Here is a 13,956-nt window from a genome sequence, read left to right as displayed (position 1 = left end):
CCACACACACCGCACGCGCCACCGCGGATGCCGCCGAGGCCGCGGACACCGCGCTGCTCCGGCTGGACGCCGCGACCGTACGCTTCGGGGCGCGGACCGCGCTGGACGCCGTCGACCTGGACGTCGCGGAACACGAGATCGTCAGCGTCCTGGGACCCAGCGGCAGCGGCAAGTCCACGCTGCTGCGGGCCGTCGCGGGACTGACCGCACTGGACGACGGCCGGGTGCTGCTCGGCGGCGCCGACCAGCGCGACGTGCCCGCGCACCGCCGCGGCGTCGGGCTGATGTTCCAGGACCACCAGCTCTTCCCGCAGCGCGACGTCGGCGGCAACGTCGGCTTCGGGCCGCGGATGCACAAGGCGCCGCGCGAGCAGCGGCAGCGCCGGGTGGCCGAACTGCTCGACCTGGTCGGACTGCCGGACGCGCAGACCCGCGCCGTCGCCACCCTGTCGGGCGGCGAGCAGCAGCGGGTCGCGCTGGCCCGCGCGCTGGCGCCCGAGCCGCGGCTGCTGATGCTGGACGAGCCGCTCGGCCAGCTCGACCGCTCGCTGCGCGAACGCCTGGTGGTGGAGCTGCGGCAGCTCTTCGGCCGGCTCGGCACCACCGTGCTCGCCGTCACCCACGACCAGGGCGAGGCCTTCGCGCTGGCCGACCGGGTGGTGCTGATGCGGGAAGGCAGGATCGCCCAGAGCGGCACCCCGCTGGAGGTCTGGCAGCACCCGGCGGACGAGTTCGTCGCCCGTTTCCTCGGCTTCGACGCCATCGCCGACGCCGTGGTCGCCGGCGGCACCGCCGTCACCGACTGGGGCAGGCTGCCGGTGCCCGCCGGTACTCCCGACGGCCCCTGCCGGCTGCTGGTCCGCCCCACCGGGGTCCTGCTGTCCGCCGAGGGCGCCCTGCGCTGCGAGGTGATCGCCCGCACCTTCCGCGGCGGCCATGTCGCGGTACGCCTGCGGCCGGAGCGCGGGCCGCTGCTGGAGGCGGAGTGCGCGCTGCGGGCCGCGCCGCGCGAGGGCGCGACGGTCGGCGTCGACTTCGACCCCGAGGACGTCGTCGTCCTGCCCGGCTGACCTCGGCTCCCGCGCCCGCCGCCGCGGCCCGCGGGACCACCCGAACGGCACCGATGAGTTTCGCCGACCCGAACCGTCCTATCTGCTGGAGGCGCGAGGACGCCCTCCAGCCGACGAGATCCGGGAGCGGACACCATGCAGAAGATCACCACCTTCCTCTGGTACGACGGCCGGGCGGAGGAGGCCGCGTCCTTCTACACCTCGCTGTTCGACGACTCGCGGACGGTCAGCGTGCAGCGGTACGGCGAGTCCGGCCCCGGTGCTCCCGGCAGCGTGATGATCGTGGAGTTCGAGCTGGCGGGGCAGCGCTACCTGGCGCTCAACGGCGGGCCGGAGTTCACCTTCAACGAGGCCATCTCGCTGTCCGTCGACTGCGAGTCCCAGGAGGAGGTCGACCGCCTGTGGACCGCGCTGACCGGGAACGGCGGCGAGGAGGGTCCCTGCGGCTGGCTCAAGGACCGCTTCGGCGTCTCCTGGCAGATCGTGCCCCGGCGCCTTCAGGAGCTGATCGCCGACCCCGACCCGGCGAGGTCCCAGGCCGCGATGAAGTCGATGATGGGCATGAAGAAGATCGTGGTCAGGGAGCTGGAGGACGCGGTCGCGGCGGCCGGCTGACGGCCCAGCAGGCGCCCTGTGCTCATTTCTCCGCCAGCCGGGCCAGCGCGCCCGGCACCTCGGTCACCGACTCGACCAGTGCGATGCGCCACGCCATCGGGTGGTCGCGGGCCAGCGCGCTGAGCAGCGGCCAGGCGGGCAGCTGCTCGGTCCAGTGCGCCCGGTCGACCAGCACCATCGGGGTGGGCTCGCCGCGTGAGGAGTAGTAGTTCGGCGTCGCGGCGTCGAAGATCTCCTGGACGGTGCCCGCCGCACCCGGCAGGAAGACCACACCGGCGTTGCAGCGGGCCAGCAGGGCGTCCTCGCGGACCGCGTTGGCGAAGAACTTCGCCACGTGCGAGGCGAAGGCGTTCGGCGGCTCGTGGCCGTAGAACCAGGTCGGCACCCCCAGCGAGGTCCCGCCCTCGGGCCAGCGTTCGCGCACCTCGAAGGCGGTCAGCGCCCACTCGCTGACCGACGGTCGGAAGGACGGCGCCCCGCCGAGTACGGACAGCGCCTTGCCGAGCATCACGTCGTCGTGCGGTGCCGCGTAGGCGCCGAAGTTCGCCGCCTCCATCGCGCCGGGCCCGCCGCCGGTGGCCACCGTCAGGCCCTCGCGCGCCAGGGCACGGCCGAGCCGGGCGGCGCCCGCGTAGGCGTCGGTGCCGCGCTTTATGGCGTGGCCGCCCATCACGCCCACCACGCGGGCGCCCGACAGATGCTCGTCCAGGGCGTCGGCCACGGCGTCGTCGTGGATGGAGCGCAGCATCGACGCCAGTATGTCGCCGCCTGCCGCGGTCGCCCGGAACCACTCGTACGCACGGGCGTCCGGGGTGTGCTCGTAGCCCCCGGCGAGATCCGCGTACAGCTCGGCGGGGCTGTAGAGCGCGGCCCGGTAGGGGTCGAACGGCAGATGCGGGACCGGTGGGAAGACCAGTGCGCCGCCGGCCCTGACATGGGCGAGCGCCTGCGGCTCCATCGGGCAGCCGAGGAAGACCGCCTGCGTGGTGTCGGCGACCAGCAGCGCGAACGTACGGTCCGTCAGGTCGACGGCCTGCAGGCGGTATCCGGCGAAGGAGCCGGTCAGGGCGACCCGGTCGAACTCCTCCAGGGTCTCGATCTCACGTACGGGCGGGGCGGTGGCGTCGGCAGGCACGCCAGCACGATAGCCCGCCGGTCTGCTCACCGTGTCGCCGGTACGGTCGCGAGCCCCGCGATCAGGGCCGTCAGGGGGACCGCGACCGCGAGCAGCGCACCGGCGCGCAGCACGACCGCGCCGCGCAGCAGGCTCGGCGAGGCACCGAGGTCGCGCAGCGCGGCAGTGGAGCGCGCCCTTGCGTTCCTGGCCTCCAGCAGCGCGGTGCCCGTGATCGCCAGCACGCACACGCCGATCAAGGCCGCGGCGAAGCTCGTGAGCGGGCCGAGCCGGTGGCCGTCGCCGCTCTGCAGGTCGTAGACGGTCACGGCAGCGGTGGCCGTCGCGCACAGCAGGCCGAGCGGGCGGCCGATCCTGCGCGCCTCCTGCTGCAGCGCCCGGCCCGCCAGCAGCCGCAGCGCGCCCGGGCGGTGCAGGGCCAGCAGCTGCCCGCACAGGTGCACCAGGCCCGGCCCGGCGACGACCAGGCCCGCGGACGCCACCAGCCAGCCGGCCACCGTCGCGGGTGACACCGAGCCCAGGCCACTGGGCAGCGGCAGCGTGTCGCCGCGCGGCGCGCTCACCTGGACGGCGAGCCCTACCGCGGTCAGCGCGACGCCCCAGGGCAGCCCCGCGGGCGGGGCACCCGGCTTCGCCTGCCGCGGCTGCCACAGCCCCGCCGCGGCAAGGCCGGCGGCGGCCAGCGGCACCACCGACAGCAGCGTCGCGGCGCCGGCGACCGGCAGCCGGTGCCCGGCGCCGAGCACGCCGGACGCGGAGCCCGCGTACGGCACACCGCCCAGGTCGCCGCGCAGGTAGAGGAAGAGCAGCAGGGCGAGCGCGCTGCCGGCGGCGCAGGCCAGCGCGGCGGCCGCCGCCCCGATCAGCACGGTCGCGGTCCTGCCGAGCCCGAGCGCGGCGAGCCCCGAGCGCGACCACCCCAGCGGCTGGGCGTGGCCGACCACAGCGGCGAGCTGCACGGTCATCGCGACCGGCAGCAGGCACCACACCAGCCGCACCCCGGCACCGGCGCCGGCGCCGGGCTGCGCGTGCCCCAGCGCCCATCCGAGCGCGGAGAGCAGCAGCAGACCCGTACCACCGGCCGCCCCGACCACCGTCAGCCAGCGCCCCATGGCCCCGATCCGCGCGCCGCGCACCACCCGCCAGCTCAGCATGCGGCCACCTGCCCGGCTCCGGCGCCCATCGGTCGTGTGCCCCGCGCGGGGGCGGCGGCCTCGCCGTGCGCGGCCGTCATGCGTTCGCCGGGGCAGGGTCGGGGGTCTCGCGGTCCGTGACGGCGAACGCGGCATCGGATCGGCCGTCGCGCAGGGGCAGCGTACGGTCGGTGTAGCCGGCGGTGTCCGGGTCGGTGCCGGCGAGCACCACCGTCATGCCGTGCGAGCGGGCCGCGCTGATGAGGGTGCGCAGCACCTGGGCGCGGTCGGAGTGGTGCAGCGGCGCGGCCGGGTCGTCGGCGAAGACCACCGCGGGCACCGAGATCAGGGCGCGGGCCACCGCGACCCGCTGCCGCTCCGACTGCAGCAGCGCGCCGGGACGCTTGCGGGCCGCGCCGCCGACGTCGAGCCGCTCCAGCCATTCCTGGGCCTTGGCCCGGGCGGCCCGTGACCTGACGCCGCGCATCAGCAGCGGCAGTGCGGCGTTCTCCCACGCGGTCAGCTCGGGCAGCAGCTGCGGTTCGCTGCCGACCCAGCCGAAGCGCTCCCTGCGCAACTGGTCGCGGGCGGCGGCGGCCAGCGTGTGGACGGGTCCGCCGTTGAACCAGACCTCGCCCTGTTCGGGCACCAGCTGCCCCGACAGGCAGCGCAGCAGCGTCGTCTTGCCGGAGCCGCGCGGCCCGACCACACCGAGGATCTCCCCTTCGCGCACCCCGGCCGAGACGCCGAGCAGGGCAGGCGAGCCCCGGTAGGAGTGCTGCAGGGCGCGGGCGAAGAGCACGTCGTTGTCGGGCGGTGCCACCATGCCGTTCCTCCGCAGGTCGTCCCCCGGCGGCGGGCGGCGGTGTGTCGCCGACGCCGGGGAGTGGGCGGTCACTCCCCGGCACCGTAGGCAGGCGGTGGCCGTGTACGCCCGCAGGCGCGGCGGCCGGCCGCGCCGATCCGTCCGTACGGGTGAGCCCGGCCCGCGGGCGCCCGCGCCTGCCGGAGCCGGCGTCAGCCCGGCTCGGCGGCGGGCCTCACAGCTTCGCCCAGGCCTGCGTCAGCACAGTCCGCAGGATGCCCTCGATCTCGTCGAAGAGCGCCTGGTCGGAGACCAGCGGCGGGGCGAGCTGGACGACCGGGTCGCCGCGGTCGTCGGCGCGGCAGTACAGGCCGTTGTCGTAGAGCGCCTTGGACAGGAAGCCGTACAGGACGCGCTCGGTCTCCTCGTCGGTGAAGGTCTCCTTGGTGGCCTTGTCCTTGACCAGCTCGATGCCGTAGAAGAAGCCGTTGCCGCGGACGTCGCCGACTATCGGCAGGTCGCGCAGCCGGCCGAGGGTGCCGGAGAAGCCGGCCTCCTGGTCCAGGACGTGCTGGTTGAGGCCCTCGCGCTCGAAGATGTCGAGGTTGGTGAGCGCGACCGCCGCGGAGACCGGGTGGCCGCCGAAGGTGTAGCCGTGCAGGAAGGTGTTGCCGCCGCGGTAGAAGGGCTCGGCGACCCGGTCGGAGACGATGCAGGCGCCGATCGGCGAGTACCCCGACGTCATGCCCTTGGCACAGGTGATCATGTCCGGCACGTAGCCGAACTTCTCGCAGCCGAACATGGTGCCGAGCCGGCCGAAGGCGCAGATCACCTCGTCGGAGACCAGCAGCACGTCGTAGGTGTCGCAGATCTCCCGGACCCGCTGGAAGTAGCCGGGCGGCGGCGGGAAGCAGCCGCCGGCGTTCTGCACGGGTTCCAGGAAGACCGCGGCGACCGTCTCGGGACCCTCGAAGAGGATCTGCTGCTCGATCTGATCGGCCGCCCAGCGGCCGAAGGCCTCCGGGTCGTCGCCGTGGATCGGCGCCCGGTAGATGTTGGTGTTGGGCACCTTGCGCGCGCCCGGTACCAGCGGCTCGAATGGCGCCTTGAGCGCCGGCAGCCCGGTGATCGACAGGGCGCCCTGCGGGGTGCCGTGGTAGGCGACGGCCCGTGAGATGACCTTGTACTTCGTGTGGTTGCCGGTCAGCTTGTGGTACTGCTTCGCCAGTTTCCACGCGGTCTCGACGGCCTCGCCGCCGCCGGTGGTGAAGAAGACCTTGTTCAGGTCGCCCGGCGCGTACTGCGCCAGCCGCTCCGCCAGTTCCACGGCCTTGGGGTGCGCGTAGCTCCACACCGGGAAGAACGCCAGCTCCTGCGCCTGCTTGTACGCGGTCTCCGCCAGCTCGTGCCGGCCGTGCCCGGCGTTGACGACGAAGAGCCCGGACAGGCCGTCGATGTAGCGCTTGCCGTGCTCGTCGTAGATGTACGTGCCCTCGCCGCGCACGATGGTCGGCACGGGGGCGTTCTCGTAGTCCGACATCCGGGTGAAGTGCATCCACAGGTGGTCGTACGCCGTCTTCGACAGGTCTGCGCTCATGGCTATCTGGTTCCCCAGGTGTAGGTCTGCTTGCGGAGCTTGAGGTAGACGAAGCTCTCGGTGGAGCGCACGCCGGGCAGTGCGCGGATCCGCTTGTTGATCAGCTCCAGCAAGTGGTCGTCGTCCTCGCAGACGATCTCGGCCAGCAGGTCGAAGGAGCCCGCGGTGATGACCACGTACTCGACCTCGTCCAGCGCCGCCAGGGCCTCGGCGACCGGGTCGATGTCGCCCTCGACGGTGATGCCGACCATCGCCTGCCGGCGGAATCCCACGGTGAGCGGGTCGGTCACCGCCACGATCTGCATGACGCCCTGGTCCAGCAGCTTCTGCACCCGCTGCCGTACCGCGGCCTCCGACAGGCCCACGGCCTTGCCGATCGCCGCGTAGGGGCGGCGGCCGTCCTCCTGGAGCTGCTCGATGATCGCCTTCGACACCGCGTCTATCGACGGCGACGCGCCGTTCATGTCACGTGTGGCCACGCGCCCCACTGTGCAGGAGAGGTCGACGGTCCCGCAAGCCCTGCACGATGAAATTCGTCGCTGAGAGCTGCTCTGGATACCGATTCGGTTGTCGGTGGGAGTTGGGTATGTCGAATACGGCAGTCCTGCGGCTAAGCTGGGTCCTGTCTCAGTGTGTGGACACCCGACACCGCACCACGATCCGGACGACCAGGGAGCAATCGCCGTGACCGAACTCCGTACTCTGCGCAACTACATCGACGGAGAGTTCCGTGCCGCCGCGGACGGACGGACGACCGAGGTGGTCAACCCGGTGACCGGCCAGGCGTACGCCACCGCGCCGCTGTCCGGCGCCGCCGATGTCGACGCGGCCATGGCCGCGGCCGCCGCGGCATTCCCCGGCTGGCGCGACACCACGCCGTCCGACCGGCAGAAGGCGCTGCTGCGGATCGCCGACGCGATCGAGGAACGGGCGGCCGAGATCGTCGCCGTCGAGAGCGAGAACACCGGAAAGCCCATCGGCCTGACCACGACCGAGGAAATCCCGCCCATGGTCGACCAGATCCGCTTCTTCGCCGGCGCGGCGCGGATGCTGGAGGGTCGCTCGGCCGGTGAGTACATGGAGGGGATGACCTCCATGGTCCGGCGCGAGCCGGTCGGGGTCTGCGCGCAGGTCGCGCCCTGGAACTACCCGATGATGATGGCGGTCTGGAAGTTCGCCCCCGCCATCGCCGCGGGCAACACCGTGGTGCTCAAGCCGTCCGACACCACCCCCGCCTCCACCGTGCTCCTCGCCGAGATCCTGGGCGAGCACCTGCCCAAGGGCGTCTTCAACGTCGTCTGCGGCGACCGCGACACCGGCCGGATGATGGTCGAGCACCAGGTGCCGGCCATGGCGTCGATCACCGGCTCGGTCAGGGCCGGCATGGAGGTCGCCGGGTCCGCGGCCAAGGACCTCAAGCGCGTCCACCTCGAACTGGGCGGCAAGGCCCCCGTGGTGGTCTTCGAGGACGTCGACATCCCGCGGGCCGTCGAGGACATCGCCGTGGCCGGCTTCTTCAACGCGGGCCAGGACTGTACGGCCGCGACCCGCGTCCTGGTCCACGAGTCGATCCACGCCGAGTTCACCGCCGCCCTGGCCAAGGCCGCCGCCGACACCAAGACCGGCCGGCCCGACGACGAGGACGTCCTCTACGGCCCGCTGAACAACGCCCACCAGCTCGACCAGGTCAGCGGCTTCATCGAGCGGCTGCCCGCGCACGCCAGGATCGAGACCGGCGGCCACCGGGTCGGGGAGGAGGGCTACTTCTACGCCCCCACCGTCGTCTCCGGGCTGCTGCAGGACGACGAGATGATCCAGCGCGAGATCTTCGGCCCGGTCATCACCGTCCAGTCGTTCACCGACGAGGAGCAGGCCCTGACCTGGGCCAACGGCGTCGACTACGCGCTGGCCTCCTCGGTGTGGACCAAGGACCACGCCCGCGCGATGCGGATGTCCAGGCGGCTGGACTTCGGCTGCGTGTGGATCAACACCCACATCCCGCTGGTCGCCGAGATGCCGCACGGCGGCTTCAAGCAGTCCGGCTACGGCAAGGACCTGTCCGGCTACGGCTTCGAGGACTACACCCGGATCAAGCACGTCATGACGTCGCTGGACTAGCGCCGCCGCAGGCCGCCCCCGGTGACGGGGGCGGCCGGTCAGGCGGACGGCGGCCCGGCCAGGCGCTGCAGGGCCGCCAGGCGGTTGGTGGTCACCGAGTCGACGCCCAGCGCCAGCAGGCGGCGCATCGAGCGGGGCCAGTCGGCGGTCCAGGCCGCCACCAGCAGCCCGCGCTCGCGGGCGTAGGCGACGGTCGGCGGGTCGACGAGGCCGAAGCGCAGGTTCAGCCAGCGCGGTGCCACCGCGGCCAGCAGCGCGGGCGCGGGCCGCGCCGACGTCTTCCAGGTCAGCGCGATCTCCGCGTCCGCGTCCGCCTCCCGCACGGCACGCATCGCGGTCGCCGCGCCGCAGTAGTACACCCGCTCCTGCGCCCCCGCGGCACGGACCGCGGCCAGGGCAGGGGCCGCCTGGTCAGCGCCGGTCAGGTCGAGCAGCATCCGCCCGCGCGCGTGGCGCAGCAGCTCGGCGAGCGCGTCCTCAAGCGCGGGCAGCTCCCCGCCGGTGAGCTCGGCGACCTCGTCCGAGGTGAGCCCGGCGACCGCCTGCGCGTGCCCCCACAGGCGCTGGAGCGACGGGTCGTGCAGCAGCACCGGCACCCCGTCCAGGGTCACCCGGACGTCCACCTCCACCGCGTCCGCGCCCTTGAGCAGCGCGGAGCGCACCGACGGCAGGGTGTTCTCGCGGTGCACGTACGGATCGCCCCGGTGGGCGACGGTCAGCGCCATGCGGCGGCGTACGCGTCGATCTCGGCGGCGAGCCGCGCCTTGCCCGGCGCGTCCAGGAACGACGCCTCGACCGCGTTCTTCGCCAGCCCCGCCACCCCGGTGTGGTCCAGCTCCAGCAGCCGCGCTGCGACCGCGTACTCGGTGTTCAGGTCGGTGCCGAACATCGGCGGGTCGTCGCTGTTGACGGTGACGAGCACGCCCGCCTCGACCATCCGCCGTATCGGGTGCTCCTCCAGCGTGGCGACCGCACGGGTGGCGATGTTCGACGTCGGGCAGACCTCCAGCGGGATGCGGTGCTCGGCCAGGTGGTCCAGCAGCCGCGGGTCGTGGGCCGCGCTGGTGCCGTGGCCGATCCGCTCGGCGCCCAGCTTCCGCAGCGCGTCCCAGATCGTCTCGGGACCCGTGGTCTCACCTGCGTGCGGCACGCTGTGCAGCCCGGCAGCCCGCGCCCGGTCGAAGTACGGCTTGAACTGCGGCCTGGGCACCCCGATCTCGGGACCGCCGAGCCCGAACGACACCAGCCCCTCGGGCCGCAGGTCCACCGCGAGCCGCGCGGTCTCCTCGGCAGAGGCGAGCCCCGCCTCGCCGGGGATGTCGAAGCACCAGCGCAGCATGACGCCCAGCTCCGCCTCCGCCGCCTTGCGGGCGTCCTCGATCGCGCCCATGAACTCCTGCTCGGGGATGCCGCGCCGGGTCGAGCTGTACGGCGTCACCGTCAGCTCGGCATAGCGCACGTTCTGCCGGGCCATGTCCCTGGCCACCTCGAAGGTGAGCAGCCGCACGTCCTCGGCGTCCCTGATCAGGTCGACCACCGACAGGTAGACCTGGATGAAGTGGGCGAAGTCGCGGAAGCTGAAGTACTCGGCGAGCGCCGCGGGATCGGCCGGCACGGCGGAGTCCGGGTGCCGTGCGGCCAGCTCGGCCACGATCCGCGGCGAGGCCGACCCCACGTGGTGGACGTGCAGCTCGGCCTTGGGCAGCCCGGCGATGAAGGCGTCGATGCCACCTGCGGGAGCGCTGTCGAACATGCGGGGTCCTCCTGGACGGGCGGGTGCGGATACGGCCGGCGGTGCCGCTTCATCGTAGAACGCCGCCCGCGGCCGGCCCGGCGGCGGGCGGCGTCCAGGGGGCGCCACCACGTCTTCTCCCCCTTCAGGCACAGATTTCGTCGCGTAACCAAAAGGCAACAACGGAATCCCTTGTTGGGGGGCGGCCCCTCTGCCAGGATCAGCCACCAATCCGGGATTTGGCCACGTTGGACGGCGACAACCCCGCGAACGCCCCGAGAGCGGAGGGCATCACCCATGGAGCAGTACGAGCCCCTGCCCCCGCCGCTGCGCGCGGCCCTGCGGCGCAGCATGGCCAACGGCCGCGGCGCGATGGGCCGGCGTACATTGCTGCGCGCCGCGGGACTCGGCGTGGCCGGCGCCGCGGGCCTGACCGCCTGCGGTATACCCGCGGCCGGCCGCACCGGCGACAGCACCGCGTCCACCGACCACTCGGCCCAGGAGAAGACGGTCGACTTCTCCAACTGGACCGAGTACATCGACGTCTCGGACGACGGCAAACACCGCCCGACCCTCGAGGCGTTCACCGGGCGCACGGGCATCAAGGTCAAGTACACCGAGGACATCAACGACAACGTCGAGTTCTTCGGCAAGATCAAGCCGCAGCTGTCCGCGGGCCAGGACACCGGGCGCGACCTGATGGTGCTCACCGACTGGCTGGCCGCCCGGATGATCCGGCTCGGCTGGGTCCAGAAGCTCGACCCCGCGCACCTGCCGCACGCCTTCGCCAACCTCGAACAGCGCTTCCGCAGCCCCGACTGGGACCCGGGCCGCGCCTACTCCTACCCCTGGCAGGGCATCGCGACCTGCATCGCCTACAACAAGAAGGCCACCAAGGGGAAGAAGGTCACCTCGATCTCGCAGCTGCTCGACGACCCCTCACTCAAGGGCAGGGTCGCGATGCTGTCCGAGATGCGCGACACGATCGGCATGACGCTGCTCGACATGGGACACAAGCCGGAGACGGTCACCGACGACACCTACGACGCGGCGCTCGCCCGGGTCCAGAAGGCCGTCGACAGCCAGCAGATCCGCAAGTTCACCGGCAACGACTACACCGACGGCCTGAGCAAGGGCGACATCGCCGCCTGCGTCGCCTGGGCGGGCGACCTGGTGCAGCTGCGGATCGACGACCCCGACATCGAGTACGTCTTCCCCGACGCCGGCTTCCTGTTCTCGACCGACAACCTGCTGATCCCCGCGAAGGCGCGGCACAAGACCAACGCGGAACGCCTCATCGACTACTACTACGAGCCGCAGGTCGCCGCCCAGGTGTCGGCGTACATCGCCTACGTGTGCCCGGTCGCGGGGGTCAAGCCCTATCTGGCGAAGATCGACCCGTCGCTCGCCACGAACCCGCTGATCCTCCCGGACGCGGCGATGGACGCCAAGTCGCACAGCTTCCGCTCCCTCAGCGAGGACGAGGACACCCGCTACGAGGAGAAGTTCTCCAAGCTCATCGGCGCCTGACCCGAGGACACCTGCCATGACGACCGCACGCACCGCAGCACCCGGCGACGCCGTCCGCCTCTCCGGGCTCAGCAAGACCTACGGGTCCTTCACCGCCGTCCACCCGCTGGACCTCGCCGTCCCCGCGGGGTCCTTCTTCGCGCTGCTCGGCGCGTCCGGCTGCGGCAAGACCACCACCCTGCGGATGATCGCGGGACTGGAGGACCCCACCGCGGGCTCCGTCGCCCTCGGCGGCCAGGACGTCACCGCCCTGCCGCCGTACAAGCGCCCGGTCAACACGGTCTTCCAGAACTACGCGCTCTTCCCGCACCTCGACATCTACGAGAACGTCGCCTTCGGGCTGCGCCGGCGCGGGATCAAGTCGGTCAAGCAGCAGGTCGGCGACATGCTCGACCTGGTGCAGCTCGGCGGCCTGGCCCGCCGCAAGCCGCACCAGCTCTCCGGCGGCCAGCAGCAGCGGGTCGCGGTGGCCAGGGCGCTGATCAACAAGCCCGAGGTGCTGCTGCTCGACGAGCCGCTCGGCGCCCTCGACCTCAAGCTGCGCCGCCAGATGCAGCTGGAGCTGAAGCGCATTCAGACCGAGGTCGGCATCACCTTCATCCACGTCACCCACGACCAGGAGGAGGCCATGACGATGGCCGACACCGTCGCGGTGATGAACGCCGGCCGGGTCGAGCAGCTGGGCGCCCCCGCCGACCTCTACGAGAACCCCGGCTCGACCTTCGTGGCGAACTTCCTCGGCACCTCCAACCTCATCGAGGCGGAGGTCACCGGCACCTCGGGCGGCGACGTCCACCTGGTCGCGGCGGGGCAGCGCCTCACCCTGCCCGCCGCCCGCTGCGCCGCCGAGGCCACCGCGGGCGGCACCGTGCTCGCCGGGGTCCGCCCGGAGAAGATCGCGCTGGCCCACCGGGACGACGAGGACGCGATACCCGAGGGGCGCAACCGGGTGCCGGGAAGGATCGTCGACTCCAGCTTCATCGGGGTGTCCACCCAGTACGTGATCGACAGCCCGGTCTGCCCGGAGCTGGAGGTCTTCGTGCCGAACGTCGAACGCGACGGCCGGCTCGTCCCCGGCGCCCCCGTCGTGCTGCACTGGAACCCCGCGCACACCTTCGGCCTCGACGCCGCCCAGGACATCGACGCCGGGCTCGACGCCGACGCGGAGGAGGCCGCGCACCTCCCGGCCGCACCCGGCAGGGGAGGGGCCGGGAAGGACTCCGCGGCCAAGGACGGCACCGCCGCGGAGGCCGCCGTATGAGCGCCGCCACCGCCCAGGCCGCCGGGCCGCCGCCCGCCCGGCAGGCACCCGGGACCGTACCCGCCGCACTGCGCCGGGCTGCCGGACGGCGCCGGCTGACGCCGTATCTGCTGCTGCTCGCGGGCGCCGCCTGGCTGCTGGTCTTCTTCGTCGCCCCGATGGTCTACCAGGCCTCGACGTCCGTGCAGACCGGCTCGCTCGACAAGGGCTTCCGGGTCACCTGGCACGTCGCGACCTACTGGGACGCGCTGCGCGAGTACTGGCCGCACTTCCTGCGGTCGCTGCTCTACTCCGGCATCGCCACCGCTGCCTGCCTGGCGATCGGCTACCCGCTGGCGTACATGATCGCTTTCAGGGCCGGGCGCTGGCGCAACGTCGTGCTGGTGCTGGTGATCGCGCCCTTCTTCACCAGCTTCCTGATCCGCACCCTGGCCTGGGAGACGATCCTGGCCGACCAGGGACCCGTGGTGTCGTTCCTGAACCGCGTGCACATCCTGGACGCCACCTCCTGGCTGCACATCACCCAGGGCGACCGGGTGCTCGCCACCCCGCTGGCCGTCGTCTGCGGGCTCACGTACAACTTCCTGCCGTTCATGATCCTGCCGCTCTACACCTCGCTGGAGCGGATCGACGGGCGGCTGCACGAGGCGTCCGGCGACCTGTACGCCACGCCCTTCACCACCTTCCGCAAGGTGACCTTCCCGCTGTCCCTGCCCGGGGTGGTCGCCGGCACCCTGCTGACCTTCATCCCGGCCTCCGGCGACTACATCAACGCCGAGTTGCTGGGCTCGACCAACCAGAAGATGATCGGCAACGTCATCCAGTCCCAGTTCCTGCGGGTACTGGACTACCCGACGGCCGCCGCGCTGTCCTTCATCCTGATGGCGGCCATCCTGGCGATCGTCACCGTCTACATCCGCAGGGCCGGGACGGAGGAGCTGGTCTGATGCAGACGCGTCC

General features: G+C 72.5%; 13 protein-coding genes. 6 read left to right on the top strand and 7 right to left on the bottom strand.

Annotation, left to right across the window (positions count from 1 at the left end):
- The first annotated feature begins 53 nt into the window (after positions 1–53).
- Entirely contained in the window at positions 54–1,070 is a 1,017-nt protein-coding gene (locus tag NFU81_RS05120) for an ABC transporter ATP-binding protein (protein WP_251485678.1), read from the top strand.
- Between the two features lie 135 nt (positions 1,071–1,205).
- On the top strand, positions 1,206–1,685 hold the full coding sequence (locus tag NFU81_RS05115; protein ID WP_251485411.1) for a VOC family protein: 480 nt from the start codon (positions 1,206–1,208) through the stop codon (positions 1,683–1,685).
- Between the two features lie 22 nt (positions 1,686–1,707).
- Here the strand turns inward: NFU81_RS05115 and NFU81_RS05110 are convergent, their stop codons facing one another.
- The 5 genes from NFU81_RS05110 to NFU81_RS05090 form a co-directional block, all read right to left on the bottom strand.
- On the bottom strand, positions 1,708–2,820 hold the full coding sequence (locus NFU81_RS05110) for an LOG family protein (RefSeq protein WP_251485410.1): 1,113 nt from the start codon (positions 2,818–2,820) through the stop codon (positions 1,708–1,710).
- Positions 2,821–2,846: 26 nt separating this feature from the next.
- Entirely contained in the window at positions 2,847–3,974 is a 1,128-nt protein-coding gene (locus NFU81_RS05105) for a hypothetical protein (protein ID WP_251485409.1), read from the bottom strand.
- Between the two features lie 76 nt (positions 3,975–4,050).
- On the bottom strand, positions 4,051–4,779 hold the full coding sequence (locus NFU81_RS05100; protein ID WP_251485406.1) for an ABC transporter ATP-binding protein: 729 nt from the start codon (positions 4,777–4,779) through the stop codon (positions 4,051–4,053).
- 214 nt (positions 4,780–4,993) lie between these two features.
- Positions 4,994–6,355: an aspartate aminotransferase family protein gene (locus tag NFU81_RS05095; protein ID WP_251485405.1), complete on the bottom strand. Its 1,362-nt coding sequence runs from the start codon at positions 6,353–6,355 to the stop codon at positions 4,994–4,996.
- A 2-nt stretch (positions 6,356–6,357) separates the two neighbouring features.
- Positions 6,358–6,819 (bottom strand): Lrp/AsnC family transcriptional regulator, encoded by a 462-nt coding sequence (locus tag NFU81_RS05090; protein ID WP_251485677.1) that lies wholly within the window; start codon positions 6,817–6,819, stop codon positions 6,358–6,360.
- Between the two features lie 220 nt (positions 6,820–7,039).
- Between NFU81_RS05090 and NFU81_RS05085 the strand changes: the two genes are divergently transcribed.
- Entirely contained in the window at positions 7,040–8,473 is a 1,434-nt protein-coding gene (locus NFU81_RS05085; protein WP_251485403.1) for a gamma-aminobutyraldehyde dehydrogenase, read from the top strand.
- A gap of 38 nt (positions 8,474–8,511) precedes the next feature.
- Here NFU81_RS05085 and NFU81_RS05080 read toward each other — a convergent pair whose 3' ends face one another.
- Together NFU81_RS05080 and NFU81_RS05075 are read right to left on the bottom strand one after the other, a co-directional pair.
- The gene (locus NFU81_RS05080; protein WP_251485401.1) at positions 8,512–9,198 is read right to left on the bottom strand and encodes a glycerophosphodiester phosphodiesterase; all 687 of its coding nucleotides are present in this window, start codon (positions 9,196–9,198) and stop codon (positions 8,512–8,514) included.
- A complete protein-coding gene (locus NFU81_RS05075; RefSeq protein WP_251485399.1) occupies positions 9,189–10,226 on the bottom strand; it encodes an adenosine deaminase in 1,038 nt (345 codons plus the stop codon). The genes NFU81_RS05080 and NFU81_RS05075 overlap by 10 nt, the downstream gene beginning before the upstream one ends.
- 276 nt (positions 10,227–10,502) lie before the next feature.
- Between NFU81_RS05075 and NFU81_RS05070 the strand changes: the two genes are divergently transcribed.
- From NFU81_RS05070 to NFU81_RS05060, 3 genes are read left to right on the top strand one after another with little or no spacing between them, the layout of a single operon-like run.
- The gene (locus tag NFU81_RS05070; protein WP_251485396.1) at positions 10,503–11,735 is read left to right on the top strand and encodes a polyamine ABC transporter substrate-binding protein; all 1,233 of its coding nucleotides are present in this window, start codon (positions 10,503–10,505) and stop codon (positions 11,733–11,735) included.
- Between the two features lie 16 nt (positions 11,736–11,751).
- On the top strand, positions 11,752–12,996 hold the full coding sequence (locus NFU81_RS05065) for an ABC transporter ATP-binding protein (protein ID WP_251485393.1): 1,245 nt from the start codon (positions 11,752–11,754) through the stop codon (positions 12,994–12,996).
- Positions 12,993–13,943, top strand: a complete 951-nt coding sequence (locus tag NFU81_RS05060; protein ID WP_251485391.1) for an ABC transporter permease — start codon at positions 12,993–12,995, stop codon at positions 13,941–13,943. Before NFU81_RS05065 ends, NFU81_RS05060 begins: the two co-directional genes overlap by 4 nt.
- The last annotated feature ends 13 nt before the right edge of the window (positions 13,944–13,956 follow it).

This window comes from Actinacidiphila cocklensis (assembly GCF_907177275.1).
Taxonomy (GTDB): Bacteria; Actinomycetota; Actinomycetes; order Streptomycetales; family Streptomycetaceae; genus Actinacidiphila; species Actinacidiphila cocklensis.
This window is presented reverse-complemented; position numbering and strand designations above follow the sequence as displayed.